This is a genomic window from Streptomyces sp. NPDC002130 (genome assembly GCF_040296465.1).
Classification (GTDB): Bacteria; Actinomycetota; Actinomycetes; order Streptomycetales; family Streptomycetaceae; genus Streptomyces.
On record NZ_JBEOXI010000002.1, the window covers coordinates 1 to 26,427 of the forward strand.

At 71.9% G+C, this 26,427-nt stretch carries 22 protein-coding genes; 11 read left to right on the forward strand and 11 right to left on the reverse strand.

Going from position 1 to position 26,427, the window contains the following annotated elements:
* The 3 genes from ABT116_RS00470 to ABT116_RS00480 all read left to right on the forward strand — a co-directional run.
* Positions 1 to 900, forward strand: a 900-nt coding sequence (locus ABT116_RS00470) for a hypothetical protein (RefSeq protein WP_502983800.1), incomplete at its 5' end; no start/stop codon positions are given.
* 123 nt (positions 901 to 1,023) lie between these two features.
* Positions 1,024 to 1,719 carry a hyaluronoglucosaminidase gene (locus tag ABT116_RS00475; protein WP_351625693.1) on the forward strand — a complete coding sequence of 232 codons (696 nt, stop codon included), beginning with the start codon at positions 1,024 to 1,026 and terminating at the stop codon, positions 1,717 to 1,719.
* 10 nt (positions 1,720 to 1,729) lie between these two features.
* Positions 1,730 to 1,876: a hypothetical protein gene (locus tag ABT116_RS00480; protein WP_351625700.1), complete on the forward strand. Its 147-nt coding sequence runs from the start codon at positions 1,730 to 1,732 to the stop codon at positions 1,874 to 1,876.
* Between the two features lie 55 nt (positions 1,877 to 1,931).
* Here ABT116_RS00480 and ABT116_RS00485 read toward each other — a convergent pair whose 3' ends face one another.
* From ABT116_RS00485 to ABT116_RS00500, 4 genes are all read right to left on the reverse strand, one after another.
* A complete protein-coding gene (locus ABT116_RS00485) occupies positions 1,932 to 4,061 on the reverse strand; it encodes a 3-hydroxyacyl-CoA dehydrogenase NAD-binding domain-containing protein (protein WP_351625703.1) in 2,130 nt (709 codons plus the stop codon).
* Positions 4,058 to 5,275, reverse strand: a complete 1,218-nt coding sequence (locus tag ABT116_RS00490; RefSeq protein ID WP_030838745.1) for a thiolase family protein — start codon at positions 5,273 to 5,275, stop codon at positions 4,058 to 4,060. Before ABT116_RS00490 ends, ABT116_RS00485 begins: the two co-directional genes overlap by 4 nt.
* A 209-nt stretch (positions 5,276 to 5,484) precedes the next feature.
* A complete protein-coding gene (locus tag ABT116_RS00495; RefSeq protein WP_351625705.1) occupies positions 5,485 to 6,519 on the reverse strand; it encodes a LacI family DNA-binding transcriptional regulator in 1,035 nt (344 codons plus the stop codon).
* Complete coding sequence (locus tag ABT116_RS00500) at positions 6,516 to 8,921, reverse strand: glycoside hydrolase family 2 protein (RefSeq protein ID WP_351625707.1); 2,406 nt, start codon at positions 8,919 to 8,921, stop codon at positions 6,516 to 6,518. The genes ABT116_RS00495 and ABT116_RS00500 overlap by 4 nt, the downstream gene beginning before the upstream one ends.
* 163 nt (positions 8,922 to 9,084) lie before the next feature.
* On the opposite strand from ABT116_RS00500, the gene ABT116_RS00505 reads away from it, so the two are divergent.
* Genes ABT116_RS00505 through ABT116_RS00515 form a run of 3 tightly spaced genes read left to right on the forward strand, consistent with a single transcriptional unit; the run spans position 9,085 to position 12,175 of the window.
* Positions 9,085 to 10,398: an ABC transporter substrate-binding protein gene (locus ABT116_RS00505; RefSeq protein WP_351625713.1), complete on the forward strand. Its 1,314-nt coding sequence runs from the start codon at positions 9,085 to 9,087 to the stop codon at positions 10,396 to 10,398.
* Complete coding sequence (locus ABT116_RS00510) at positions 10,398 to 11,348, forward strand: carbohydrate ABC transporter permease (RefSeq protein WP_351625717.1); 951 nt, start codon at positions 10,398 to 10,400, stop codon at positions 11,346 to 11,348. The genes ABT116_RS00505 and ABT116_RS00510 overlap by 1 nt, the downstream gene beginning before the upstream one ends.
* Positions 11,345 to 12,175, forward strand: a complete 831-nt coding sequence (locus tag ABT116_RS00515) for a carbohydrate ABC transporter permease (RefSeq protein WP_351625720.1) — start codon at positions 11,345 to 11,347, stop codon at positions 12,173 to 12,175. The genes ABT116_RS00510 and ABT116_RS00515 overlap by 4 nt, the downstream gene beginning before the upstream one ends.
* 85 nt (positions 12,176 to 12,260) lie before the next feature.
* Here ABT116_RS00515 and ABT116_RS00520 read toward each other — a convergent pair whose 3' ends face one another.
* The 3 genes from ABT116_RS00520 to ABT116_RS00530 form a co-directional block, all read right to left on the reverse strand.
* The gene (locus ABT116_RS00520; RefSeq protein WP_351625723.1) at positions 12,261 to 13,550 is read right to left on the reverse strand and encodes a ribonuclease D; all 1,290 of its coding nucleotides are present in this window, start codon (positions 13,548 to 13,550) and stop codon (positions 12,261 to 12,263) included.
* A 187-nt stretch (positions 13,551 to 13,737) separates the two neighbouring features.
* Entirely contained in the window at positions 13,738 to 14,400 is a 663-nt protein-coding gene (locus ABT116_RS00525; protein ID WP_003993737.1) for a response regulator transcription factor, read from the reverse strand.
* A 355-nt stretch (positions 14,401 to 14,755) separates the two neighbouring features.
* Positions 14,756 to 15,430: a DUF3000 domain-containing protein gene (locus ABT116_RS00530; RefSeq protein WP_351625731.1), complete on the reverse strand. Its 675-nt coding sequence runs from the start codon at positions 15,428 to 15,430 to the stop codon at positions 14,756 to 14,758.
* Between the two features lie 102 nt (positions 15,431 to 15,532).
* Between ABT116_RS00530 and hemE the strand changes: the two genes are divergently transcribed.
* Positions 15,533 to 16,600, forward strand: a complete 1,068-nt coding sequence (hemE, locus tag ABT116_RS00535; RefSeq protein ID WP_351625733.1) for a uroporphyrinogen decarboxylase — start codon at positions 15,533 to 15,535, stop codon at positions 16,598 to 16,600.
* 116 nt (positions 16,601 to 16,716) lie between these two features.
* Positions 16,717 to 17,049, forward strand: a complete 333-nt coding sequence (locus tag ABT116_RS00540; protein ID WP_351625736.1) for a hypothetical protein — start codon at positions 16,717 to 16,719, stop codon at positions 17,047 to 17,049.
* Positions 17,050 to 17,149: 100 nt separating this feature from the next.
* Here the strand turns inward: ABT116_RS00540 and ABT116_RS00545 are convergent, their stop codons facing one another.
* Both ABT116_RS00545 and ABT116_RS00550 read right to left on the reverse strand, forming a co-directional pair.
* Positions 17,150 to 18,538 carry an FAD-dependent oxidoreductase gene (locus ABT116_RS00545; RefSeq protein ID WP_351625738.1) on the reverse strand — a complete coding sequence of 463 codons (1,389 nt, stop codon included), beginning with the start codon at positions 18,536 to 18,538 and terminating at the stop codon, positions 17,150 to 17,152.
* A 27-nt stretch (positions 18,539 to 18,565) separates the two neighbouring features.
* Positions 18,566 to 19,546, reverse strand: a complete 981-nt coding sequence (locus ABT116_RS00550; protein ID WP_351625741.1) for a DUF4349 domain-containing protein — start codon at positions 19,544 to 19,546, stop codon at positions 18,566 to 18,568.
* 157 nt (positions 19,547 to 19,703) lie between these two features.
* Between ABT116_RS00550 and hemG the strand changes: the two genes are divergently transcribed.
* Positions 19,704 to 21,149, forward strand: a complete 1,446-nt coding sequence (hemG, locus tag ABT116_RS00555; protein WP_351625744.1) for a protoporphyrinogen oxidase — start codon at positions 19,704 to 19,706, stop codon at positions 21,147 to 21,149.
* 4 nt (positions 21,150 to 21,153) lie between these two features.
* On the forward strand, positions 21,154 to 21,885 hold the full coding sequence (gene hemQ, locus ABT116_RS00560; RefSeq protein WP_351625747.1) for a hydrogen peroxide-dependent heme synthase: 732 nt from the start codon (positions 21,154 to 21,156) through the stop codon (positions 21,883 to 21,885).
* A gap of 1 nt (position 21,886) precedes the next feature.
* On the opposite strand, the gene ABT116_RS00565 is transcribed toward hemQ, so the two are convergent.
* Both ABT116_RS00565 and ABT116_RS00570 read right to left on the reverse strand, forming a co-directional pair.
* Positions 21,887 to 23,497, reverse strand: coding sequence for an alpha/beta hydrolase (locus tag ABT116_RS00565; RefSeq protein ID WP_351625748.1), 1,611 nt, complete (start codon positions 23,495 to 23,497; stop codon positions 21,887 to 21,889).
* A gap of 114 nt (positions 23,498 to 23,611) precedes the next feature.
* Positions 23,612 to 24,382 (reverse strand): TIGR04222 domain-containing membrane protein, encoded by a 771-nt coding sequence (locus ABT116_RS00570; RefSeq protein WP_351625751.1) that lies wholly within the window; start codon positions 24,380 to 24,382, stop codon positions 23,612 to 23,614.
* A 457-nt stretch (positions 24,383 to 24,839) separates the two neighbouring features.
* Here ABT116_RS00570 and ABT116_RS00575 point away from each other — a divergent pair, with 457 nt between their 5' ends.
* Positions 24,840 to 26,306, forward strand: a complete 1,467-nt coding sequence (locus ABT116_RS00575) for an aldehyde dehydrogenase family protein (RefSeq protein ID WP_351625753.1) — start codon at positions 24,840 to 24,842, stop codon at positions 26,304 to 26,306.
* The last annotated feature ends 121 nt before the right edge of the window (positions 26,307 to 26,427 follow it).

Here is a 26,427-nt window from a genome sequence, read left to right on the forward strand (position 1 = left end):
GCCCAGATCCAGCGGCGTGCAGTCCGCCGGGGACGGCGTCGTGCCGGGCGGGGTCGGCTTCGGCGTGGGTGTGAGGGGCGGGGCCGCCTGGTCGGCCCGGGGGAGTCCGGGCTCGTGCACTCCACGCACTTCCGCCCCCACCTCGCGCCCCTGGACTGGACTCCCATCGGCCATCCGGACAAGAAGGGCGACCGTACGGGGCCGCCCGCCGTGACCGTGGACGGGGCGGGGCGGGGTTATGTCTTCGTCCGTAACGGGAGCGGCGGAGTCAGCCTGCGCAACCAGAAGGTGAAGGGTGGCTGGGGAGGCTGGCTGGACCTCGAAGGGCATGACGTCGAGGGGGAGTTGGCCGCCGTCACGGGCGAGTCGGGGCTGGTCGAGCTGTACGCCTCCGTGCCCGGCGGGATTCTGCGCTGGCGGCAGGAGTCGGACGGCAAGAAGCCGGTGCGGGCCGAGGGCGTCGACGCTCCCGTGCGTCCGGGCACCCTGCGCGCGCTCGCCACGTCCGCCGAGCACACCACCCTTTTCTTCACCGACGGCTCCGGCGATCTGTGCGCCTGGCGCCCCGGTGAGAAGCCGGTGACCCTGCTGCCCTCCGCCGGCCCGGGGCCCGTCTCCGCCGTCCGGTGTGTCATCGAGGGCTACGACTGCACCGTGCTCGCCCAGCGGTCGGCGAGCGGCCGGGTCGCCTTCGCCGCGTATCCGACCGAGCAGGAGTCGGCCGGTGCCTGGTGGACCGAGTCCGGCCCTCAGCTGCCTGCCGACGCCGTCGTGTCGGTGGCGCTCGACGAGCACGACCAGGTCGTCGCCGCCAGTGCCTCTTCGCTCACCGGGGCGCTCCTGTTCGCCCGCCGCAAGGACGAACCGGGGCTGGCGCTCACCGCGTGGCAGGAGCTCTGAGCGGAGCCGTGCGGGTCTGCACGCGGCCTTCTCGTGATCTTCACTGAATGATCACTCTAGGATGGCCCGGCTCGGCCCCCGTGCATCGACCTCGCACGGCACCTGCAGACAAAAGGAGTTCAGATGGCAGTGGGACGAAGACTGTTCCTCGGCGCCTTCACCGCGGGCGCGGTGACCGTCGCCACCGGATCGGAGGCGGCGGCCGACGACGGCTACACCCAGTACGCCGCCCCGGCCGCGTTCTACGGCGCGTCGCCGACCGAGTACGCCGTGAAGATCAACTACGCGGCCACGTCCGGCGACAAGGCGGCGTTGAACGTGACGTCGGTCAACCCGGAGTCGTCCGCGATGTACCTCAGCGGCGCCGAGCGGGCCCAGCGCGGCACATTGAAGATCACCCACAACGGGTACGCCGACGGGTCGGACCACGGCGCCTCGGGGGTCTCCATCGACCTCAGGACGAAGGGGACGGCCGCCCAGGGCATCTTTGTCACCGCGACCGACGCCCCGACCAAGGGCGCGCTGATCGTGCTGCGCAACAATCCCGGCCTGGAGGACTTCGTCGTCAAGGGGAGCGGACGCACCGGCATAGGCATCGGCATCGGAGCCACGCCCGGCGGCCAGCTCCACGTGGTCCAGCGGTCCGAGGCTCCCGCCCTGCTCGTCGAGGGCACGACGCGGCTCGACGGCGCGGCGCGCCTCGACGACGTCCCCGCCGAACCGGCCAAGGAGCAGGGCGGCGGCTCCCTCTTCTCCCGCGGCGGCGCCCTGTACTGGAAGGGTGGCAACGGCAAGGTCACCCTCTTGGCCCAGGCCTAGGGCGGGTGCGATGGAACTGACACCCGAGCAGCTCGTCGCGGAGTTCCAGGATGCCGTGCTGGAGCTGTACTTCGCCCGTAAACGCATCGCCGTGCTGGAAGTGGAGAACGCCGAGCTCAGGACACGGCTGGAAGCCGCCGAACAGCCCGGCACATGAGAAGAGGGCCTCCGCGCACCGCGGAGGCCCTTCCTCACTCACCCCACCGGGAGAGTCACGCCGGGACGCTCGCGACGCCCTGCGCCAGGAACCTCTTGCCGTTCACGCGCTCGGAGACACCCTCGCGGTCCAGGTACGGCGTGATGCCGCCCAGGTGGAACGGCCAGCCGGCGCCCGTGATGAGGCACAGGTCGATGTCCTGCGCCTCGGCGACGACGCCCTCGTCGAGCATGATGCCGATCTCCTGCGCCACCGCGTCGAGCACGCGCTCGCGCACCTGCTCCTCCGTCAGGACGGTGTCGCCCTGCTTCAGCAGCGCGGCGACCTCCGGGTCGAGCTCCGGCTTGCCGCTGTCGTAGACGTAGAAGCCGCGCTTGCCCGCCTCGACGACCGCCTTGAGGTTCGGGGAGACCGTGAAGCGGTCCGGGAACGCCCTGTTGAGGGTTTCCGAGACGTGCAGGCCGATCGCCGGGCCGACCAGCTCCAGCAGGACCAGCGGCGACATCGGCAGACCGAGCGGCTCGACGCCCTTCTCGGCGACCTCGACGGGGGTGCCCTCGTCGATGATGTTCTGGATCTCGCCCATGAAGCGGGTCAGGATGCGGTTCACGACGAACGCCGGGGCGTCCTTGGTGAGGACCGCGGTCTTCTTCAGCTTCTTGGCGACGGCGAAGGCCGTGGCCAGAGAGGCGTCGTCGGTCTTCTCGCCGCGGACGATCTCCAGCAGCGGCAGGACCGCGACCGGGTTGAAGAAGTGGAAGCCGACGACCCGCTCGGGGTGCTGCAGCTTCGACGCCATCTCCGAGACGGAGAGGGAGGAGGTGTTCGTCGCGAAGATGGCGTGCGCCGGGGCGACCGCCTCGACCTCCGCGAACACCTGCTGCTTGACGCCGATCTCCTCGAAGACCGCCTCGATGATGAAGTCGGCGTCCGCGAAGCCCTCGGCCTTGTCCAGCACACCGGAGACCAGCGCCTTGAGGCGGTTGGCCTTGTCCTGGTTGATGCGGCCCTTGCCGAGCAGCTTGTCGATCTCGGCGTGGACGTAGCCCACACCCTTGTCGACGCGCTCCTGGTCGATGTCGGTCAGCACGACCGGCACCTCGAGGCGGCGCAGGAACAGCAGCGCGAGCTGGCTGGCCATCAGACCGGCACCGACGACACCGACCTTGGTGACCGGGCGGGCCAGGGACTTGTCCGGGGCGCCGGCGGGGCGCTTGCCGCGCTTCTGCACCAGGTTGAAGGCGTAGATGCCGGAGCGCAGTTCGCCGCCCATGATGAGGTCGGCGAGGGCCTTGTCCTCGGCGTCGTAGCCCTGCTGGAGGTCGCCGTTCTTGGCGGCGGCGATGATGTCCAGGGCGCGGTAGGCGGCCGGGGCGGCGCCATGCACCTTGGAGTCGGCGATGAAACGGCCCTTGGCGACGGCCTGGTCCCAGCCCTCGCCGCGGTCGATCACCGGGCGCTCGATCTCCAGCTCGCCCTTGAGGACGGCGGCGGTCCAGATCAGCGACTGCTCCAGGAAGTCCGCGCCCTCGAAGATCGCGTCGGCGATCCCGAGCTCGAAGACCTGGCTGCCCTTGAGCTGCTTGTTCTGGTTGAGGCTGTTCTCGATGATCACCGAGACGGCCTTCTCGGGGCCGATCAGGTTCGGCAGCAGCGTGCAGCCGCCCCAGCCGGGCACCAGGCCGAGGAAGACCTCGGGCAGCGAGAACGCCGGGAGGGCCGCGGAGACGGTGCGGTAGGTGCAGTGCAGACCGACCTCGACACCGCCGCCCATCGCGGCGCCGTTGTAGTACGCGAAGGTCGGCACGGCCAGCTTGGAGAGCCGCTTGAAGACCTCGTGGCCGCCCTTGCCGATGGCGAGCGCGTGCTCGTACTCCTTGAGGATCTCCACACCCTTGAGGTCGGCGCCGACCGCGAAGATGAACGGCTTGCCGGTGATGCCGACGCCGGTGATCTCGCCGTCCGCCGCCTCCTTCTCGACCTGGTCGATCGCGGCGTTCAGGTTCGCCAGCGAGGCCGGGCCGAAGGTGGTCGGCTTGGTGTGGTCGTGGCCGTTGTCCAGGGTGATCAGGGCGAAGCGCCCGGCACCCAGGGGGAGGTCGAAGTGGCGCACGTGCGCAACTGTGACGACCTCGTCCGGGAACAGCTCGGAAGCCTGCTTCAGAAGCTCGGCGGTGGTGCTCACTTGTCCCCCTCGAAGTGCGGGTTCTCCCAGATGACCGTCGCGCCCATGCCGAAGCCGACGCACATGGTGGTCAGGCCGTAGCGGACGTGCGGCTGCTCCTCGAACTGGCGGGCCAGCTGCGTCATCAGGCGGACGCCGGAGGAGGCGAGCGGGTGGCCGAAGGCGATGGCGCCGCCGTACTGGTTGACGCGCTCGTCGTCGTCGGCGATGCCGTAGTGGTCCAGGAAGGCCAGGACCTGGACGGCGAAGGCCTCGTTGATCTCGAACAGGCCGATGTCGGAGATCGACAGGCCGGCCTGGGCCAGCGCCTTCTCCGTCGCCGGGATCGGGCCGTAGCCCATGACCTCCGGCTCGACACCCGCGAAGGAGTAGGAGACCAGGCGCATCTTCACGGGGAGGTCGTGTTCCCGCGCGAAGTCCTCGGAGGCGATGAGCGAGGCGGTGGCGCCGTCGTTCAGACCGGCCGCGTTACCGGCGGTGACCCGGCCGTGCACACGGAACGGGGTCTTCAGACCGGAGAGGTTCTCCAGGGTGGTGCCCGGGCGCATCGGCTCGTCGGCGGTGACCAGGCCCCAGCCCGTCTCACCGGCCTCGGGGGAGGTCCGGCGTACCGAGACCGGCACCAGGTCGGCCTGGATCTTGCCGTTGGCGTACGCCTTGGCGGCCTTCTCCTGGGAGCGCACGGCGTACTCGTCGGCGCGCTGCTTGGTGATCTGCGGGTAGCGGTCGTGGAGGTTCTCCGCGGTCATGCCCATGAAGAGGGCCGACTCGTCGACCAGCTTCTCGGAGACGAACCGCGGGTTCGGGTCCACGCCCTCGCCCATGGGGTGGCGGCCCATGTGCTCGACACCGCCCGCGATGGCGATGTCGTAGGCGCCGAAGGCGACGGAACCGGCGACCGAGGTGACGGCGGTCAGGGCGCCGGCGCACATGCGGTCGATGGAGTAGCCCGGCACGGACTGCGGGAGACCCGCGAGGATCCCGGCGGTGCGGCCGATGGTCAGGCCCTGGTCACCGATCTGCGTGGTCGCGGCGATGGCGACCTCGTCGATCTTCTTCGGGTCGAGTCCGGGGTTGCGGCGCAGCAGCTCCCGGATCGCCTTCACGACGAGGTCGTCGGCACGGGTCTCGTGGTAGATGCCCTTCGGGCCCGCCTTGCCGAACGGGGTGCGGACGCCGTCGACGAAGACGACGTCCCTGACGGTACGAGGCACGATGGCTCTCCTCCAGGGTCAGGATCTGCATTGCTGCTGCGATGCGCTGAGCGCGCGCTCAGGCCCATGCTACTTATGAGTAACGTGACTGCACACCCCTGACAGGCGGAGCGGTGAAGGTCACACCCCATGAGGGCAGCGCCCTGCTTTTCAGGGGCGCGGGGAACTGCGCGAGCAACCACACACGGCCCGCACCCCCGTACGGGCCCCTACCGAGGCGGCGCAGTGGACCCCCGAGGCGTCAGCACAGGAGTCGGCACAGGATGCGACCCACCCTCACCCCCGGTGATCACCGAGAACAGCGTCCTGGCCACCTCCGCTCCAAACCCGTGCACGTCATGGCTCATAGCCGACAGCGTCGGGTGCGTCAGCTGGCACAGCTGCGAGTCGTCCCAGGCAAGCAGCGACACGTCCTCCGGCACCCGCAGCCCCATCTCCGCCGCCACCGCCAGCCCCGCGACCGCCATGATGTCGTTGTCGTACACGATGGCGGTCGGCCGGTCGGCCTGCGCCGCGGTCAGCAGCGACCGCGTCGCCCGCGCCCCCGCGTCCCCCGAGAAGTCCGTCGCGACCTGCCACGCCCCGGCCAGCGCCAGCGCCCCCGCCGCCTCGTCGAAGGCCGCCGTCCGGATCGCCGTGTGTCCGAGGTCCGCCGCCCCGCCCACCCGGGCGATCCGACGGTGCCCGAGGGCGGCCAGATACCGCACCGCCTCCCTCACGGCCGTGGCGTCGTCCGTCCACACCGACGTGAGCCCCCCGGTGAGCGAGGGATGCCCGACGGCGACCGCCGGCATCCCGAGGCGCTGCGCCATGGCCGCCCGCGGATCGTCCGCGCGGAAGTCGACGAGGATCGACCCGCCGATCTGCCGCGCCCGCCACCACGCCTCCTGGACCCCCACCTCCTCGTCCATGTTCCGCACCAGCCTCAGCAGCAGCGAGCTGGAGTGCTCGGCCAGCACGCTCTCCACGCCGGAGACGAACTCCATGTACCAGGGTTCGAGCCCCAGGACCCGCGCCGGCCGGCACACCGCCAGGCCCACCACGTCCACCCGCGATCCGGCCAGGGTCCGCGCCGTGAGGCTCGGCGCCCAGCCCAGTTCGCGCGCCGCCCGGAAGATCCGGTCCCGGGTCGCTCCCGAGAGCCCGGGCTTGTGGTTGAAGGCGAGGGACACGGCACCCTTGGACACACCGGCGCGCGCGGCGACGTCCTTGATGGTGACGCGAGGGGGTGGCGTTGCCGTCATCGGGTGGGCTCCACGCAGTACAGGGCCGAGCGGGCGGTCTCCGCGTCCGGAGTCTTCCAGCCGCGCACCCCGATGGTCACCTCTTCGCCCGGCAGCAGGGTGACCAGCCCCCGGTCGGCCCGCGCCCCCGGCTCCAGCCGGTCGGCCTGGAGCAGCAGGTCCCGGACCAGGGTGCGGGCGGTCACGGTGATCCCGCCCGGAGCGAGCGCGACATCGAACTCGGGCTCTGGGTAGGAGACTTCACGGTCGGGCAGCGGGAAGTGCATCGCCCGCAGCCCTCCCGCACTCTCGGCTTCGCTCGAGCGGGGGGACCCCCACACGTCGGCGACCAGATACTCCTTCGGCCCGACGGGCGTCAGCTCGCGCGGCACCTCGATCCGGGCCACGGCCCGTGCCCCGGCCGTGAACCTCACACCCGTCCGGCCCAGCACCTCGCCCGCCACGGACATCCGCCGCAGGGTGAGCGCCCCCGTCCAGTCCCCGGCCGCCTGGTTCACGGCGGCCAGCTCCACCCCGTCGTCCCCCGCCAGGATCGTCAGCAGCCGGTCCGCGTACAGCCGCCTCAGCTCGTGGTACAGCGGCTTCTCCCGGCCGTCCCCGTCGATCGCCGCCCAGGACGTCACCGGCCAGCAGTCGTTGAGCTGCCAGACGATCGTGCCCGCGCACACCGGCCAGTGCGCACGCCAGTGCTCGATCCCGGCCGCGACCGCCCGCGCCTGGTTGAGCTGCATCAGGTAGTGCCAACGGTCGAAGTCGCCCTCCGGCACGGCGAAATGCCGCTCGAGCCCCCGCTCCAGTTTGCCGTTGCCGTCGTCGGCCTTCTGGTGGTGCAGCATGCCGGGGGAGTCCGGCGCGAGCTCCTGCCCGGGCAGGGCCCGGCGCAGCGTGGTGTACGCGGGCGGCGCCTGCCAGCCGAACTCGGCGACGAAGCGCGGCACGCTCAGCCGGTAGTCCGCGTAGTCCTCCCGGTTCCACACCTCCCACGAGTGGTGGGTGCCGTGCGCCGGGTCGTTCGGATGGTGGTCCCACGACCCCGACCAGGGGCTGCCCGCCGTGTACGGCCGGGTCGGGTCCAGCTCGGCCACCACGCGCGGCAGCACGCCCAGGTAGTAGCCCTCGCCCCAGGAGTCCCCGGCCAGCCGCGGCTCCCACCCCCAGTCCCTGAAGCCCCACAGGTTCTCGTTGTTGCCGTTCCACAGCACGAGCGACGGATGCGGCATCAGCCGTACGACGTTCTCCCGCGCCTCGGCCTCCACCTCGCCGCGCAGCGGCTGCTCCTCCGGGTAGGCCGCGCAGGCGAACGGGAAGTCCTGCCAGACCAGCAGCCCGAGCTCGTCGCAGGCGTCGTAGAAGTCCTCGCTCTCGTAGATCCCGCCGCCCCAGATCCGTACGAGATCCACTCCCGCGCCGGCCGCCTGCTCCAGCCGCTCCCGGTAGCGCTCGCGGGTGATCCGGGAGGGGAAGACGTCGTCGGGGATCCAGTTGACGCCCCGCGCGAAGAGCCGCTCGCCGTTGACGACGAGGGTGAAGCCGGTGCCGTGCGCGTCGGGCCCGCGGTCCAGCTCCACGGTCCGGAAGCCGATCCGCCGCCGCCACACGTCCAGCGCGTCCTCGCCGTGCAGCAGCTTCAACTCGACGTCGTACAGGGGCTGTTCGCCGTAGCCGCGCGGCCACCACAGCTCCGCGTCCGGCACCCGCAGCCGTACGGCCCCGCCCGCCCCCTCGATCTCGGCCCGGGCCCGTACCCCCGCGACGGTCGCCTCCACGGCGAGCGGTGCCTCGACCCGGCTCCGCTCGACGTCGACGGCCAGCTCGACGACCCCGGCGCCCTCCTCGACGGTCACCAGGGGGCGGACCCGGGCGATCCGCGCCGTCGACCAGTGCTCCAGGCGCACCGGCCGCCAGATCCCGGCCGTCACCAGGGTGGGCCCCCAGTCCCAGCCGAAGGAGCAGGCCATCTTGCGCAGGTACTGGTAGGGCTCCGCATAGGCGGCCGGCCGCTCACCCACCCGGCCCCGTACGGCCTCCGCCTCCGCGTACGCCGAGACGAACCGCACGGAGAGCCGCCCGGACAGGCCCGTCACATCGAACCGGTACGAGCGGTGCATGTTGCGCACCTTCCCCAGCAGCCGCCCGTCCAGGGAGATCTCGGCGACGGTGTCGAGCCCGTCGAAGACCAGGTCGGTCTGCTCCTGCGCGGACGAGCCCCCGAGCTGCCGCTCGTAGGTCCAGTCGCGGCGCCCCACCCAGGCCACCTCGGTCTCGTTCCGGCCGAGGAACGGGTCCGGGATCACCCCGGCCGCCATCAGGTCGGTGTGCACGCACCCCGGCACGGTGGCCTGCAGCCCGTCCGAGTCGTGCCGCAGGATCCATCCGTCGCCGAGCGGTGTGGCCTCCAGCATGCGCACTCCCTTAACCGGTTCAGTGAAGAGTCGTGTGTCGGTTTCGCATCGTTGGCGGGATTGGGACTTTACCGGTTGAGTGCACGCTGTCAGAGTTCCGAACCAGCCATACCGCACGTGCTCGTCCGTCCCGAGTTCCCCTCCGCGAACGGAGCTGACGCACATGAACCGCCGTACCCTCCTCGCCCTCGCCGTGGGCGCAGCCCTGCTGGCCTCCGGCTGCACCGGCACCGGAGGCTCCGCCAAGGGCGCCGACGCCGAGGCACCCGACGATCCCGCCGAGGTCAGCGGGACCATCACCGTCCTCACCCACCGCACCGACCTCGTGCAGGACGGGACGATGAAGAAGTACGCCGCCGAGTTCAACAGGACGTACCCCAAGGTGAAGGTCGAGTTCGACGGCATCACCGACTACGAGGGCGAAGTCAAGATCCGTATGAACACGGAGAACTACGGCGACGTCCTGATGATCCCCTCGGTGATCGAGAAGAAGGACTACCCCAGGTTCTTCGCCTCGCTGGGCAGCGAGGCCGAGCGGAGCAAGAAGTACCGCTTCACCGACTTCACGACGGTCGACGGCAAGGTCTACGGCCAGAGCCCGCTCGGCGCCCTTCCGGGGTTCATCTACAACAAGAAGGTGTGGAGTCAGGCCGGGGTCACCGAATGGCCCACCACACCGGCCGAGTTCCTCGCCGGCCTCAAGGCGATCAAGTCGAAGACCGACGCGATCCCCTACTACACCAACTTCAAGGACAAGTGGCCGCTCAGCCAGTGGACGGGCGTCAACGGCTCGGTCGGCTGTGACGAGCAGGCCACCACCAGGCTCGCCGAGGGCAACCCCTGGGCCGAGGGCGCCGACCTGCGCGTGGCGGACACCCTGCTGTACGACATCGTGCGCGAGGGGCTCGTCGAGAAGGACCCGACGACCACCAACTGGGAGGCGTCCAAGCCCAAGCTGGCCAAGGGCGAGATCGCCACCATGTGGCTCGGTTCCTGGGCGGTCATCCAGATGCAGGGTGCGGCGAAGCAGGCCGGCACCGACCCGGACGACATCGGGTTCATGCCCTTCCCCGCCCAGAAGGACGGCACGTTCTGCGCGGTGACGTCTCCCGACTACAACCAGGCCGTCAACGTCAACTCCTCACACAAGGAGGCCGCCCGCGCCTGGATCGACTGGTTCACCGACAAGTCGGGCTACGCGAAGGACAACCTGGCGCTGTCCCCGCTCAAGGACGCTCCGCTGCCCGGTGTCCTGAAGCCGTACGAGGAGGCGGGCGTCAAGCTCCTCGAACTCGACGACAGCAAGGGCGCCGAGGTGAAAAGCATCGACAACCAGTCCGAGGTCGGCATCAACAAGCCCGACTACCGCCAGGAACTCGTCGACATGGCCCGCGGCGCCCGGAAGGGCGACCCGGACGACTTCCTGGACGGCCTCGGGAAGAAGTGGACCGAGACGCAGAAGTCGCTGGGCTCCTGATGACGGGCACCACCGAGACGGCGGCCGTCGAGGCCGCCGCGAAGGCGACCGCCGCCCCCGCCCCGGCCCCCGCCCCGCGCCCGGCACGCCTGTGGCGCGGGGCCACCCCCTGGCTCTTCCTGCTCGCCCCGCTCACTCTCCTGATCGTCTTCACCTACGCGCCGATCGCCAACATGGTCGCGTACAGCTTCACCGACTGGGACGGAGTGAGCCCCGAACTGAACTACACGGGCGCCGAGAACTACGCCGAACTCTTCACCCGCTCCGAGCTGTTCGAGGTCTTCTGGGTCAGTGGCTACTATCTGGCGGCCTCCGTCGTCCAGATCGTCGCCGCGCTCTACTTCGCCACGATCCTCAGCTTCAATGTCCGCTTCCGGAACTTCTTCAAGGGCGTGCTGTTCTTCCCGTACCTGATCAACGGGGTGGCGATCGGGTTCGTCTTCCTCTACTTCTTCCAGGACGGCGGCACCCTCGACTCGGTGCTGAGCCTGTTCGGCGCGGAGACGGACCGGGCCTGGCTCGGCACCCCGGAGTCGGCGAACACCTCCCTGGCCGGCGTCTCCGTCTGGCGCTACCTGGGCCTGAACTTCGTGCTCTTCCTCGGCGCGATCCAGTCGATCCCCGGGGAGCTGTACGAGGCGGCCGAACTGGACGGCGCGAACCGCTGGCACCAGTTCCGGTACATCATCGCGCCGGGCATCAAACCGGTGCTGTCCCTCACCGTGATCCTCTCGATCTCGGGCTCCCTGTCGGTCTTCGAGATCCCGTACATCATGACGGGCGGCGCGACCGGCACCGAGACGTTCGTGATCCAGACCGTGAAGCTGGCGTTCCAGTTCAACAAGACGGGTCTCGCCTCGGCGGCCGCGGTCGTGCTGCTGCTGATCGTCCTTGCGGTGACATGGGTGCAGCGGCGCCTCGCCCCCGACGACAAGGTGGACCTCGTATGACCCGCCGCGCGGTGACCCGTGTCCTTGTGTACCTGTCGCTGATCGCCGCGACCGCGGTGGTCCTGCTCCCGCTCGCCGCGGTGTTCCTGACGTCCCTCAAGTCCGAGCGGGAGATGGCCGACGGCAGCGGAGCGCTCGCGCTGCCCGACAACCCGTTCAACTTCCACAACTATGTGACGGCGTTCCAGGACGGCCGGATGCTCTCGGCCTTCGGCAACACGGCGATCATCCTGGTCGTCGCCATCGGCGGCACGGTCCTCATCGGCTCGATGACGGCCTACGCCATCGACCGCTTCCGGTTCCGCTTCCGCAAGGCGGTCCTGGCCGCCTTCCTGGTCGCCGCGCTGGTCCCCGGCGTGACCACGCAGGTCGCCACCTTCCAGATCGTCAACAGCTTCGGCATGTTCGACAGTCTGTGGGCGCCGATCGCCCTCTACATGGGCACGGACATCGTCTCGATCTACATCTTCCTGCAGTTCGTGCGGTCCATCCCGGTCTCCCTGGACGAGGCGGCCCGCATAGACGGTGCCAACGCCTTCACCGTCTACCGCAAGGTCATCTTCCCGCTGCTGAAACCGGCGATCGCGACGGTCGTGATCGTGAAGGGGATCACCGTCTACAACGACTTCTACATCCCCTTCCTCTACATGCCCTCCGAAGATCTTGGCGTGATCTCGACGTCGCTGTTCCGCTTCAAGGGCCCCTTCGGAGCCCACTGGGAGACGATCTCGGCCGGAGCGATCCTGGTCATCGTCCCCACCCTGGTCGTCTTCCTGTTCCTCCAGCGCTTCATCTACAACGGTTTCACTCGAGGTGCCACGAAGTAGACGCCCTTCTTTCAGGGGCGCGGGAAACTGCGCGAACAACCACGACACACCCGCCGCCGCCGCACGACGCGAAGCCCTACGGCGGTCAGGCCTCCTTGACGGACAGCGCCTCCACGAGCACGGGGGTCACCTGCTCCACCTGCCACGGCCGGGCCCCGTGCCCGGCCAGCGCCGCCGCGACGGACTCCGCATCGACCACCGCCGGAGGCTCCCAGCACACCCGCCGCACCGTGTCCGGCGTGATCAGGTTCTCCTGCGGCATGCTCAGCTGCTCGGCCAGCGCCGACACCCCGGCCCGGGCCGCGGACAAGCGCGCCGCGGCCGCGGGGTCCTTGTCGGCCCAGGCGCGCGGCGGCGGAGGGCCGGTCACCGACTGCCCCGGCTGCGGCAGCTGCGCCTCGCTCAGCGCCTTCGCCCGGTCCACGGCCGCCTGCCACTGCTCCAGCTGCCGCTTGCCCACGCGGTGACCGAAACCGTTCAACGCCGCCAGCGCGTGCACATTGGCCGGAACCGCCAGCGCGGCCTCGACGATGGCCGCGTCCCCGAGCACCTTGCCCGGCGACACGTCCCGCCGCTGCGCGATCCGGTCCCGGGTCTGCCACAGCTCCCGTACGACGGCCAGCTGCCGCCGCCGGCGCACCTTGTGCATGCCGGACGTACGCCGCCACGGGTCCTTGCGGGGCTCGGGCGGCGGAGCCGAGGCGATCGCGTCGAACTCCTGGCGGGCCCACTCCAGCTTGCCCTGCCGGTCCAGCTCCTTCTCCAGCGCGTCGCGCAGGTCGACGAGCAGTTCGACGTCCAGCGCCGCGTAGCGCAGCCAGGGCTCGGGCAGGGGCCGGGTCGACCAGTCGACCGCGGAGTGTCCCTTCTCCAGGACGAAGCCCAGCACGCTCTCGACCATCGCGCCGAGGCCGACCCGGGGGAACCCGGCGAGCCGCCCGGCCAGCTCCGTGTCGAACAGCCGCGTCGGCACCATGCCTATCTCGCGCAGGCAGGGCAGGTCCTGGGTGGCGGCGTGCAGCACCCACTCGACGCCGGACAGGGCGTCACCGAGGGCGGACAGGTCAGGGCAGGCCACGGGGTCGATCAGGGCCGTTCCGGCGCCCTCGCGGCGCAGCTGCACGAGGTAGGCGCGCTGCCCGTAGCGGTAGCCGGACGCGCGCTCGGCGTCGACGGCGACGGGCCCGGACCCCGCCTCGAAGGCGGCGATCACCCGGGCCAGGGCGGCCTCGTCCGCGATGACGGGCGGAATGCCCTCACGCGGCTCCAGCAGAGGGATCGGCGCCTCCGTAGCAGAAGATCCGCCGTCGTCCGGAGGGGCGCCTCCGGTGGTTCGCAGTGAGCTGTCTGCTGCGGTGTCGTGGGCGTCGGTCACATGTCAAGGGTATCCGTGTATGGACAGCGCCCGCCGACGGAACGTTCCGTCGACGGGCGCCCGAGGGTCGCAAACCAGTCATGTCGGGGAAGCGGCGGGTTCACGAACCGTCAGTGACGTGAACGGGGCCGACGGCCGGTCCCGAGTCACGTGAGGGGATGATCACACGGGGTCACGGCGGAGCGGGTCAGTGGATGATCCCGGTCCGCAGCGCCACCGCGACCATGCCGGCGCGGTCGCCCGTGCCGAGCTTGCGGGCGATGCGGGCGAGGTGGCTCTTGACGGTCAGGGCGGACAGGCCCATCGAGACGCCGATCGCCTTGTTCGACTGGCCCTCCGCGACCAGCCGCAGCACCTCGACCTCGCGGCCGGACAGTTCGCGGTAGCCGCCCGGGTGGCTCGGGGCACCCGGGGGGCGGCGGTGCAGTCGCGCGGCGGCGGCGCCGATGGGGGCGGCGCCCGGCCGGGTGGGGAGCCCGACGTTGGTGCGGGTGCCGGTGACGACGTAACCCTTCACGCCGCCGGCGAGTGCGTTGCGCACGGCGCCGATGTCGTCGGCGGCGGAGAGGGCGAGGCCGTTGGGCCAGCCCGCGGCGCGGGTCTCCGACAGCAGTGTGAGGCCGGAGCCGTCCGGCAGGTGGACGTCTGCGACACAGATGTCGCGGGGGTTGCCGATGCGGGGACGAGCCTCCGCGATGGACGAGGCCTCGATGACGTCGCGCACACCGAGCGCCCACAGGTGGCGGGTGACGGTGGAACGGACGCGCGGGTCGGCCACGACCACCATGGCGGTCGGCTTGTTCGGGCGGTAGGCGACCAGGCTTGCGGGCTGCTCGAGGAGAACGGACACCAGGCCTCCTGGGGTGCGGGACGGGGCCGGCTCGTGGGGGTGAAGCCGGGACGAACCGTGCTTTCAAGGTCACAGTCGTCTTCGGCACCGAACCCGTCCGCCTTTAGAGAATGATCACGAATCGGTGATAACAATCCGTGCAATTCGGACATGCGGTCGATCATTCGAAGGTCGAACGGTTTCGGTCTGAGTCGATACGCGGTCGAAAGTGGCCGTATCGACAAAGTGATTCGGCCAAGAGGGGTACTCAGGTGTGATCGTCGACCGGACATGGTTGACCGCCCCGCACAAGGTCGATCAGTGCGGGGCGGTCAGGGGTCGATCAGGGGTCGATCAGGGGCCGATCAGGGTGGGCTCAGCGGGACTGCGGTCCTCGCCGCTGGGGCAGCGTCACCACCGACGCGTCTCCGGGAACGGCCGGGGGCAGCCCCGCGATCTGGGCGAGCAGGTCACACCAGGCCGCCAGGTGCGCCGCCGTGTCCGGGACTCCGCCCAGACCCTCGCGCGGCGTCCACGACGCACGGATCTCGATCTGCGATGCGGCCGGACGCGCGGAGAGCCCGCCGAAGTAGTGGGAGCTCGCGCGCGTGACCGTGCCGCTCGGCTCCCCGTAGGTCAGCCCGCGTGCCTGGAGCGCGCCGGTGAGCCAGGACCAGCACACCTCCGGCAGCAGCGGGTCCGCCGCCATCTCGGGCTCCAGCTCCGCGCGCACCAGCGTCACCAGCCGGAACGTGCCCCGCCAGGCGTCGTGCCCGGCCGGGTCGTGCAGCAGCACCAGCCGGCCGTCGGCCAGATCCTGGTCGCCGTCGACGACCGCGGCCTCCAGCGCGTAGGAGTACGGGGCGAGCCGCTTGGGCGCCGGCGTCGGCTCGACCTCGATCTGGGGCCGCAGCCGCGCCGCCTTGAGCGCGTCGACGGCGGCCCGGAAGGGCAGCGGGGCGGAGTCCGCCTCCCGCCGGTCGTTCTCGGTGTCCTTCGCTTCGTCCATTCCGCCAGCGCCGTCCGACAGTCGTCCCTGAGCCGCAGCCATGCGGGAAGATTACGGGGACAGGAGCCCGGGTGCTGGGCTAGACACCCCGCGCCTGCCCAGGGGCTGAATCACGCCGTTCGGCGGCGTGCGAAACTTGGCCCCGTGAGTGCCAACGACGCCCCTCGGGCCCAGCAGCCGTCCGCCGCATACGACTCCGCCTTCCTCAAGGCCTGCCGGCGCGAGCCCGTGCCGCACACGCCGGTGTGGTTCATGCGGCAGGCCGGGCGCTCACTGCCGGAGTACCGCAAGGTGCGCGAGGGCATCCCGATGCTCGAGTCCTGCATGCGGCCCGACCTGGTCACCGAGATCACGCTCCAGCCGGTGCGCCGGCACGGCGTGGACGCGGCGATCTACTTCAGCGACATCGTCGTCCCGCTCAAGGCCATCGGCATCGACCTCGACATCAAGCCCGGCGTCGGCCCGGTCGTCGAGCGCCCGATCCGCACCCGGGAGGACCTGGCGCAGCTGCGCGACCTGACCCCCGAGGACGTCTCCTACGTCACCGAGGCCATCGGCCTGCTCACCCGCGAGCTCGGCGCCACGCCCCTCATCGGCTTCGCCGGCGCCCCCTTCACCCTCGCCAGCTACCTCGTCGAGGGCGGCCCGTCCCGCACGTACGAGAACGCCAAGGCGATGATGTACGGCGACCCCGAGCTGTGGACCGACCTGCTCGACCGCCTCGCGGACATCACCGCCGCGTTCCTGAAGGTGCAGATCGAGGCGGGCGCCTCGGCGGTCCAGCTGTTCGACTCCTGGGCCGGTGCGCTGGCCCCCGTCGACTACCGCCGCTCGGTGCTGCCGGCGTCGGCGAAGGTCTTCGAGGCCGTGGCCGGCTACGGCGTGCCGCGCATCCACTTCGGTGTCGGCACCGGCGAGCTGCTCGGCTTCATGGGCGAGGCCGGCGCGGACGTCGTGGGCGTCGACTGGCGTGTCCCGATGGACGAGGCCGCCCGCCGGGTCGGCCCCGGCAAGGCACTCCAGGGCAACCTCGACCCGACCGTGCTGTTCGCCCCGACGGAGGCCGTCGAGGCCAGGACCCGCGAGGTACTGGACTCGGCGAAGGATCTCGAGGGCCACGTCTTCAACCTCGGTCACGGCGTCATGCCGTCCACGGACCCGGACGCCCTGACGCGGCTCGTGGAGCACGTGCACACGCTGACCGCGCGCTGACGCCCGGCCACCGGTCGGCCGCTTCGGTGAACGCGGCCGTACGGGCGTGCGTATGAGTCGGCAACCGCCCGCGGCGCGGGGAAGGCGGGTCGCGGGGCCGACGTGAGGAACAGGCGATGAACGACCGAGTTACCCCCGCGATGCACGCCCTGCCCGACGGGGAGGCGGAGCTGACGCTGGTGGTGCGGCTGCCCTGGGAGGACGTGGCCCGCCTCGGCCAGGACGCCGGGCGGCTGGCGACCCAGTTGAGGCGGCCCGTGACGCTCGAGGAGGCGGTGAGCCACCGGCTGCGCTCGACCCGGGTGGCCTCGCACGCGAAGCCGGCCGGGGAGCAGCCGCCGGCGGTGACGGCGGCACCGGCGTCGGTGTCCTCGTTGCCGTCCCGGCCGCCGGCGGAGCAGGCGCGGCAGGCGATCGACCGGATCACCGGTACGGCTGGGACCGCGTAGCCCGCTTCGCCGTGGGGGTGCGGGTGCGTGGTGGCTTGTCGCGCCCACGCGGCGGAGCCGCACATCGATACGGTCCCGCGCCCCTGACAAGCCTGCCCCGTTACGAGGTTCCGCGGATCTTCGCCGCCGCCTTGCGGGCCGCCACCAGGACCGGGTCCCAGACCGGGGAGAACGGCGGGGCGTAGCCGAGGTCCAGGGCGGTCATCTGTTCTGCCGTCATGCCCGCCGTGAGGGCGACCGCCGCGATGTCGACCCGCTTGCCCGCGCCCTCCCGGCCGACGATCTGGACGCCGAGGAGGCGGCCCGTGCGGTGCTCGGCGAGCATCTTGACCGTCATGGGGGAGGCGTTCGGGTAGTAGCCCGCGCGGCTGGTCGACTCGATGGTGACCGACTCGAAGCGGAGCCCGACGCGGCGGGCGTCCTTCTCGCGCAGGCCCGTGCGGGCGATCTCCAGGTCGCAGACCTTGCTGACCGCCGTACCGACCACGCCCGGGAAGGTGGCGTAGCCGCCGCCGACGTTGGTGCCGATGACCTGGCCGTGCTTGTTGGCGTGCGTGCCGAGCGGGATGTGCCGCTCCTGGCCCGAGACCAGGTCGAGGACCTCGACGCAGTCGCCGCCGGCCCAGACGTTCTCCTGGCCGCGCACCCGCATCGAGCGGTCGGTGAGGAGACCGCCGTGCGGGCCCAGGGGGAGCCCGGCGGCCCGCGCGAGGGTCGTCTCGGGGTGGACGCCGATGCCGAGCACGACGACGTCCGCCGGGAACTCGCGGTCCTGCGTGACCACCGCCCGCACCCGCCCGTCGCCACCGGTCAGGATCTTCGTGACCTCGGCGTCGTTGACCATCGTGATGCCCAGGCCCTCCATGGCCTCGTGCACCAGGCGGCCCATGTCGGGGTCGAGGGTCGACATGGGCTCGCTGCCGCGGTTGACGACCGTCACCTCGTAGCCGCGCTTGATCAGCGCCTCGGCCATCTCCACGCCGATGTAGCCGGCCCCGACGACCACCGCGCGGCGGCCACGCGTGCCCTCCAGCGTGTCGAGGAGCGCCTGGCCGTCGTCCAGCGTCTGCACACCGTGCACCCCGGCCGCGTCGGCCCCCGGCATGTCGGGCCGGATCGGCCGGGCGCCGGTCGCGATCACGAGCTTGTCGTACGACGTCCAGGACTCCTCGCCGGAGTCGACGTCACGCGCGCGTACCCGCTGGCCGTCCACGTCGAGCTCGGTCACCTCGGTGCGCAGGCGCAGGTCGATGTCCCGGGCGCGGTGCTCCTCGGGCGTGCGGGCGACGAGCTCGTCCCGGTCGGTGACGTCGCCGCCGACCCAGTAGGGGATGCCGCACGCCGAGTACGACGTGAAGTGGCCCCGTTCGAACGCCACGATCTCCAGCTCGCCGGGGCCCTTCAGGCGGCGCGCCTGTGACGCCGCGGACATACCCGCGGCGTCACCGCCGATGACGACCAGTCGCTCCCGTGCACGGCTCATGTTCATGCGAACACGCTACGGGAGCAGGGCACTTCAGTCCCCTTCACCCGGGTGCCGCTGGTGCGTCGACTCCGGCGCCGGCCGGGCCGTCGGCAGCGGGCCGAGCGCGGTCGTCGCGGACACCGGCGCGGGGCGGCGCGGCAGGCGGGGGCGCACGACCCGGAGCCACAGCAGGACGATCAGCGCGGCCACCGCCGCGAACGGCAGGAGCGCGCCGATGGCCACCGCCAGCCAGCGCAGCATCGTCACGAAGGCGTTCCAGCCGCCCGCGAGCGCGTCCACGAACCCGGGATCGCCGTCCTCGGCCGCCTTCTTCACCGGGGTCTCGGACAGCGACAGGGTGATGGTGGCCAGGCTGGTGCGGTCCTTCAGGGACTTCTGCCGGGCGAGCAGCGCCTCCAGGTCGGCCTGACGGGTGCTCAGCTCGCCCTCCAGGGTCACCACGTCACTGAGCCTGGTGGCCTGGTCCATCAGCTCGCGGATCCGGGCCACGCTGGCGCGCTGCGTCTTGATCCGGCTCTCCACGTCCACGACCTGGTCCGTGACGTCCTCGGCCTTCGCGCTGCGGTCGAGGAGCTTGCCGGAGCCCTCCAGTTCCGCGAGGACCTCGTCGTACTTCTCGACGGGCACCCGCAGCACGACCCGGGTGCGCTCACGGCCCTCGGAGTCCCGGGTGGTGGTCTCGTTGCCGACGTAGCCGCCCGCGTTCTCCACGCCGGTGCGGGCCTGGTCCAGTGCCTTCGGGACGTCCTTGACCTGCACGGTCAGCGAGGCCGTGCGGATGATGTGGCTCGCGGCGAGCTTCGGCGGCGCCGTGGCCTTGGCGCCGCTTCCGGTGCCGCCGGGGGCGGCCTCGCCCGAGACCCCCTTGTTGCCCGCCCCGCGGTCGGCGGCGGAGTTGCTTCCGCCCGAGGCGTCGTCCCCGGCGCTGCACCCCGTGAGCGCGAGGGCGGCCGCCAGCAGGAGTGCGGCCAGGGCCGGGGCGGGGCGTCGTACGGATCGTCGTGTGCGCATGCGGGATCCCCCGAGGGTCGATTCTGCTGACGCTTCTTCGACGCCCGGACGGGGCCGGACGTTTGGCCCGGGACGGTTCCGATGCGGTCACGGTCGGGACTCGTGAAGGACACCGGGGCGCGGCGGCGCTGTCGGTGGGGTCTGAGAGGCTGGGGCCATGCGCGAAGTTCAAGGGCAGGTCGTCGTCATCGGGGCGGGCATCGCGGGGCTGGCCGCCGCGCACCGGCTGCTGGAGCGCGGGGCGCGGGTGACCGTGCTTGAGGCCTCCGGCCGGGTCGGCGGCAAGCTGCTGCCCGGGGAGGTCGCGGGTGCGCGCGTGGACCTCGGCGCCGAGTCGATGCTGGCCCGCCGCCCCGAGGCGGTGGCGCTCGCCCGCGAGGTGGGTCTCGCCGACCGCCTCCAGCCCCCGGCCACCGCGACCGCCTCGCTCTGGACCCGTGGCGCCCTGCGCCCCTTCCCCAAGGGGCATGTGATGGGCGTGCCCGGAACCGCGTCCGCCCTGGCCGGTGTGGTCTCCGAGGAGGGCCTCGCCCGCATCGGGCGGGACGCCGAGCTGCCCCGCACCGAGGTCGGCGACGACGTGGCGGTGGGGGAGTACGTGGCGGAGCGCCTCGGCCGCGAGGTCGTCGACCGCCTGCTGGAGCCCATGCTGGGCGGGGTGTACGCGGGCGACGCGTACCGCATCTCCATGCGCTCGGCCGTCCCGCAGCTCTTCCAGGTGGCCCGGACCCACACCTCCCTGACGGAAGGGGTCCGCGAGCTCCAGGCCAAGGCCGCCGCGGCCCGGCAGACCGGCCCGGTGTTCATGGGCATCCGGGGCGGCATCGGCACGCTGCCGCTCGCGGTGGCCGACTCGGTCCGGGCGCGCGGGGGCGAGATCCTGACCGGGACGCCCGTCACCGAGCTGCGCCGCACTCCCGGGGGCGGCTGGCACGTCCGCTCCGGGGAGCGGGAGTGGCTCGCGGACGCCGTGATCGTCGCCGCGCCCGCCCCCGCCGCCGCCCGGCTGCTGCGCGCCGAGAACCCGGTGGCCGCCGCCGAGCTCGACGGCGTCGAGTACGCCTCCATGGCCCTGGTCACCCTCGCCTACCGCCGCGCCGGGACGGCCCTGCCCGACGGCAGCGGCTTCCTCGTGCCGCCGGTCGACGGACACACCATCAAGGCGTCCACCTTCGCCTCGCAGAAATGGGGCTGGATCGCCGACGAGAACCCCGACCTGGTCGTCCTGCGCACCTCCGTCGGACGGTACGGCGAGACGGAGATCCTCCGGCGCGACGACAGCGAGCTGGCCGACGTCTCCCGGCAGGACCTGAAGGCGGCGACCGGCCTCGACGCCACACCCGTCGCCACCCGCGTCACCCGCTGGGACGACGGCCTGCCCCAGTACCCCGTCGGCCACCACGCGCGCGTGGCCCGCATCCGCGAGCACGTCGCCCGCCTCCCCGGCCTCGCCGTCTGCGGTGCCGCGTACGACGGCGTGGGCATCCCGGCCTGCATCGCGAGCGCGTACGCGGCCGTGGACCAGGTCCACGGCGACCTGAGCGGTGTGGAGCAGCTCACCGCCCACCCGGTGCAGAGCCTGCACGGCGGAGCGGGAGAATAAGGCCATGAGCAACGACGCCCCTACCCCCGAGTCCGGCAGGATCCCGAACAAGGGCAAGCTGGCCAAGGACCTCAACGAGGTCATCCGCTACACGCTCTGGTCCGTCTTCAAGCTGAAGGACGTCCTCCCCGAGGACCGCGCCGGGTACGCCGACGAGGTCCAGGAGCTGTTCGACCAGCTCGCCGCCAAGGACGTGACGATCCGCGGCACGTACGACGTCTCGGGCCTGCGCGCCGACGCCGACCTCATGATCTGGTGGCACGCGGAGACCAGCGACGCGCTGCAGGAGGCGTACAACCTCTTCCGCCGGACGAAGCTGGGCCGCGCCCTGGAGCCCGTCTGGTCGAACATGGCGCTGCACCGCCCCGCCGAGTTCAACCGCGCGCACATCCCGGCGTTCCTCGCCGACGAGACGCCCCGCGACTACGTCAGCGTCTACCCCTTCGTGCGCTCCTACGACTGGTACCTGCTGCCCGACGAGGACCGCCGCCGCATGCTCGCCGACCACGGCAAGATGGCCCGCGGCTACCCCGACGTGCGCGCCAACACCGTCGCCTCGTTCTCCCTCGGCGACTACGAGTGGATCCTCGCCTTCGAGGCCGACGAGCTGTACCGCATCGTCGACCTCATGCGTCACCTGCGCGCCTCGGAGGCCCGTATGCACGTCCGCGAGGAGGTGCCGTTCTACACGGGCCGCCGCAAGGACATCGCCGAGCTGGTCGCCTCGCTGGCCTGATTCAGCGGACGCCTCTGCGAGCCCCGGCCCCGGCCTTGTCCGGGGCCGTCGGTTTCGGCTCGGCGCGCGGGGCGCACTCCGCGCGCCGTCCCGGCAGCCGCCCCTCCAGCAGATACGCCTCCATGTGGCCGTTGACGCAGGCGTTCGGGCCGCCCGCCAGCCCGTGGGCGCCGGCGTCCCGCTCCGTCACCAGGACCGAGCCCGCGAGACGGCCGTGGAGGTCGAGCGCGCCGTCGTACGGGGTCGCGGCGTCCCGCTCGGCGGCCAGGATCAGCGTCGGCGGCAGCTCGCCCGGCCCGGTGCCGACCTCGAGCGGCCGCTGCCGGGGCGCCTTCCAGTAGGCGCACGGCAGGTTCGTCCACGCGTTGTCCCAGGTCTCGAAGGGTGCCATCCGCGCGAGCCGGGTGTTGTCCCGGTCCCACACCGGCCAGTCCGTGGGCCAGGGGGCGTCGTTGCACTCGACGGCCAGGTACACCGCGCGTGAGTTCTCCGCCTCGGCCGCCGCCTCCGGACGCTGTTCCGCCTGCTCGACCAGGGGCTTCGGGTCACCCTTGAGGTACGCCGACAGCGCGTGCGCGCGGTGCGGCCACTGGTCGTCGTAGTACCCGGCCTGCAGGAACGCCTTCTGCAACTGGCCCGGTCCGACCTTCCCGCCCGCCGGTTCGGCGGCCAGCCGCGCGCTCGCCCGCTCGTAGCTGCGCAGCACCTCCCGCGCGGTCGCGCCCAGCCCGTACACGTCGTGGTGCCGCGCGACCCAGGCCCGGAAGTCCGCCCAGCGGCGCTCGAAAGCCGCCGACTGGGCGAGGTTGTTGCGATACCAGATCCGGTGGGGTCCGGGGTGGACCACCGAGTCGAACACCATCCGCCGCACGTGCGCGGGGAACATCGTCGCGTACAGGGCACCGAAGTACGTTCCGTACGACGAGCCCATGAAGGTCAGCCGCTCCTCGCCCAGCGCGGCGCGCAGCACGTCGAGGTCGCGGGCGTTGTTGAGCGAGTGGTAGTGCCGCAGCGCGCCGCCCACGCGCCCGGCGCAGCCGCGCGCGTACGCCTTCGCCCGCGCGATGCGTTCCTTCTTGAACGACTCCGAGGGGTGGGCCGGTGCCTGCGTGGGCCCCTCGAAGAACTGCTTCGGGTCCGTGCACGACAACGGCGCCGAACGGCCCACCCCGCGCGGGGCGTAGCCGACCAGGTCGTACGCGGCGGCGATCCGCTTCCACTCGGGGAGCAGGCCGATGAGCGGGAAGTACAGGCCGGTGGCGCCCGGCCCGCCCGGGTTGTAGACCAGGGCGCCCTGCCGCCCGACCGTCTGCTCGCCGTGGTGCGGGTCCTTCCGGGTGGCCCGGGCCCTGCTGACGGAGAGTTCGATCTGCTCGCCGTCCGGGCGGGCGTAGTCCAGCGGGACGCGCACCGTGCCGCACCGCATGCTGCCGGGCAGGTCCTGCGCGTCGGGGCAGGGGCCGAAGTCGACACCGGCCGCCTTGGCCCGCGCGGCGGCCACGGCGGTGCCGCGACGCTCCGCCGCCCCCGCCCGGCCCTCGGTGTCCGGGGCCCCGGCGAGGGTGCTCAGCAGCAAGGACCCGGCGGCCGAGTAGAGGAGGGCGGCTCTCATGCGTATCCCTTCGGTGCACGGTGGCGACGAAAGGGATGTTTCGTTCGGCGCGGGAGGAAGGCAAGCACCGTCCGCCGGTGTCGGGCTGGGTGCCCCTTGTGCGCCCCGGTCGGGTCAGTCGTGCGACTCGCGGTGCGCGAACGCGGCGCGCAGGTCCGGTTCGCCGATCGCACGGACGCCCCGTACGGCCACCGAGGTGAGGTACGTACGGTCGTCGGCGGCGCCGTCCGCGGTCCGGGTCAGCGCGCCGAGCAGCCGCTGACCGGCCGGCGAGGCCCAGCGCGAGTAGGGGTGGATCTCGACCCGGGCGACGGCCAGACAGCTCAGGGCCAGGGCGAGCGGCAGCGCGAACCACAGGGCGACCAGGTGCCGCGGCATGTCCGGCGGAGCGGGCGTCAGCAGCGCTGCCACGCCCAGCCCGAGGACGGCGACGGCGGCCACGCGGACCTGCCGGACGGCCGTCGCGACTGTCGTACGGGCGCTGTCCGGCACCGCGAGCCCAGCGCGCACCAGCCCCTCGGCGATCCCGCGCACCGCCTCCGCCGTCGCGGCCGTGGACCGCACCGGCGCGATCCGGGACTGCCCTTCGGGGCCGATGGCGCCTATCACCGACCGCTCCATCTCGTCCCGCCCGCGCGGGTCGACGACCGTCGCCCAGCCGGTGTGCGCCAGGAGCAGCCGGCGCTGACGGGCCATCGCGACCAGCGTCACGTCGGCGACCCGGCGGGGGCCGCCGGAGAGGAACGCGGCCTCGTACAGCGTGAGTTCACGACCCGGGCCGGTGTCGGAGTCCACGGCCGCGGCGCGTACGGCGGCCAGGCACAGACGCGTGCACGCCGTGCCGGCCACGGCCCAGGCCGCCAGCAGGAAAAGAACCCAAAGCATATGTTGTTTGTATGTGACACGGTCCCGAGAGCACCATGCCTCGTTCACAATCCGGACGGAGTGTTGTCGGTATGTGACGTTCCGCTTCAACACGGTGGCGGGTTGTAGGCGGGCGGCGGGAACGTGCAATCCGGCGTGGGCGACGAGGGCAGTCAACTGCCCTACAGGGATGCATGGTTTTTCGCGGGGTGGTGGGGGACGAATGCGGGACGCGGGGGAAGTGGCATACCGGGGTGAAAAGGCGGGAAGCGCCCAGGATTCTCCGCGCGTGTGATCCGGGTGTCAGCCGGCACACTCGGGCGCGCAGGCCCGGAGCCGGGCGACTAGCCCACCCGGGTCCTCTGGGGCGCCCGGACGTCGTCGCGGCGGTGTGCCCCGTGGCCGCCGCCCGCCCGATGGGCCATGTTGCTGACCGTCGAGCCGATCGGGCTCCGGCCGGACGCGAAGGAGGCCCGCGGTGGGTGAGCTGTACATCGACGGCGTGTGGACGCAGGCGGTGGCCGGTGGCCGGCGTGAAGTGGTCAACCCCTACGACGCCTCGGTCGTCACCACCGTCGACGAGGCCGACGCCACCGACGTCGACCGTGCCGTGCGCGCCGCCCGGCGCGCCTTCGCCGAGGAGGACTGGGCGAACGCCGGCTCCCGCCGCCGGGCCGACCTCCTGCTGCGCGTCCACGACCTGTTGCTGCGCGACCGGGAGGAGATCGCCCGCACCGAGACGCTCGACACCGGCAAGACGCTGGCCGAGGCCCGCATCGACGTGGAGGACGTGGCGAACGCCTTCCGCTACTACGCCGAACTCGCGGGCAAGGACGGCGGCCGGGTCGTCGACGTCGGCCCGGACGTCCTCAGCCGCGTCGTCTACCAGCCGATCGGCGTGTGCGCGCTGATCGCCCCCTGGAACTACCCACTGCTGCAGGCCTCCTGGAAGGTCGCCCCGGCCCTCGCCGCCGGCAACACCTTCGTCCTGAAGCCCAGCGAGACCACACCCCTCACCACGATCGCCATGATCCGGCTCATCGAGGAGGCCGGAGCCCCGCCCGGCGTCGCCAACCTCGTGCTCGGCTCCGGAGCGACCGTCGGCGCGGCCCTGACCGGCCACCCCGACGTCGATCTGGTCTCCTTCACCGGCGGCCTGAACACCGGCCGGGCCATCATGGCCGCCGCCGCCGAGGGGCCGCGGAACATCGCCCTGGAACTGGGCGGCAAGAACCCCAACATCGTCTTCGCCGACGCAGACTTCGACGCCGCCGTCGACTACGCCCTCGACGCCGCCTTCCTGCACTCCGGGCAGGTCTGCTCGGCCGGTTCGCGCCTGCTCGTCGAGGACTCCCTGCACGACCGGTTCGTCGAGGCCTACGCGGAGCGCGCCCGGGCGATCCGGCTCGGCAACGGGCTGGAGGAGGGCACCGAGAGCGGCCCGCTCAGCTCCGCCGAGCACCGGGAGAAGGTCGAGGGTTACATCGCCGCCGCCAAGGAGGAGGGCGCCCGGCTCGTCACCGGTGGCACCCGCCCCGACGACCCCGCCCTCAGCCGCGGCTTCTTCCTGCTGCCGACGATCTTCGCCGACTGCGACCGGTCCATGCGCATCGTCCAGGAGGAGGTCTTCGGCCCGGTGGTCACCGTCGAGCGCTTCCGCACCGAGGACGAGGCGGTGGAGCTGGCCAACGACACCCGCTACGGCCTGGCCGGCGGCGTGTGGACCTCGGATGCGAGCCGCGCCCAGCGCGTCGCCCAGCGGCTGCGGCACGGCACCGTGTGGATCAACGACTTCCACCCCTACGTACCGCAGGCCGAGTGGGGCGGCTTCGGCCGCTCCGGCGTCGGGCGCGAACTCGGCCCGACCGGGCTGCGCGAGTACCAGGAGGCCAAGCACATCTACCAGAACCTCGCCCCCGCCCCCTCCGGCTGGTTCAAGGGCTGACCAGCGTCACCCCACCGGCACCACCCCACGGCCGGCCCGATCCACGACGAGCACCGAAGAAGGCCGTCCGCCCGCGGCACACCGGCCATCGAAGAAGGGCCCTCCGCCCGCGGCGCACCGG

Coding starts and splice junctions, on each gene's coding strand:
- ABT116_RS00475 (WP_351625693.1), top strand. CDS start 1,024: ATGGCAGTGGGACGAAGACTGTTCCTCGGCGCCTTCACCGCGGGCGCG.
- hemG (WP_351625744.1), top strand. CDS start 19,704: ATGCGCGAAGTTCAAGGGCAGGTCGTCGTCATCGGGGCGGGCATCGCG.
- ABT116_RS00505 (WP_351625713.1), top strand. CDS start 9,085: ATGAACCGCCGTACCCTCCTCGCCCTCGCCGTGGGCGCAGCCCTGCTG.
- ABT116_RS00510 (WP_351625717.1), top strand. CDS start 10,398: ATGACGGGCACCACCGAGACGGCGGCCGTCGAGGCCGCCGCGAAGGCG.
- ABT116_RS00530 (WP_351625731.1), bottom strand. CDS start 15,430: ATGGCTGCGGCTCAGGGACGACTGTCGGACGGCGCTGGCGGAATGGAC.
- ABT116_RS00480 (WP_351625700.1), top strand. CDS start 1,730: ATGGAACTGACACCCGAGCAGCTCGTCGCGGAGTTCCAGGATGCCGTG.
- hemQ (WP_351625747.1), top strand. CDS start 21,154: ATGAGCAACGACGCCCCTACCCCCGAGTCCGGCAGGATCCCGAACAAG.
- ABT116_RS00545 (WP_351625738.1), bottom strand. CDS start 18,538: ATGAACATGAGCCGTGCACGGGAGCGACTGGTCGTCATCGGCGGTGAC.
- ABT116_RS00570 (WP_351625751.1), bottom strand. CDS start 24,382: ATGCTTTGGGTTCTTTTCCTGCTGGCGGCCTGGGCCGTGGCCGGCACG.
- ABT116_RS00550 (WP_351625741.1), bottom strand. CDS start 19,546: ATGCGCACACGACGATCCGTACGACGCCCCGCCCCGGCCCTGGCCGCA.
- ABT116_RS00565 (WP_351625748.1), bottom strand. CDS start 23,497: ATGAGAGCCGCCCTCCTCTACTCGGCCGCCGGGTCCTTGCTGCTGAGC.
- ABT116_RS00500 (WP_351625707.1), bottom strand. CDS start 8,921: ATGCTGGAGGCCACACCGCTCGGCGACGGATGGATCCTGCGGCACGAC.
- ABT116_RS00495 (WP_351625705.1), bottom strand. CDS start 6,519: ATGACGGCAACGCCACCCCCTCGCGTCACCATCAAGGACGTCGCCGCG.
- ABT116_RS00540 (WP_351625736.1), top strand. CDS start 16,717: ATGAACGACCGAGTTACCCCCGCGATGCACGCCCTGCCCGACGGGGAG.
- ABT116_RS00515 (WP_351625720.1), top strand. CDS start 11,345: ATGACCCGCCGCGCGGTGACCCGTGTCCTTGTGTACCTGTCGCTGATC.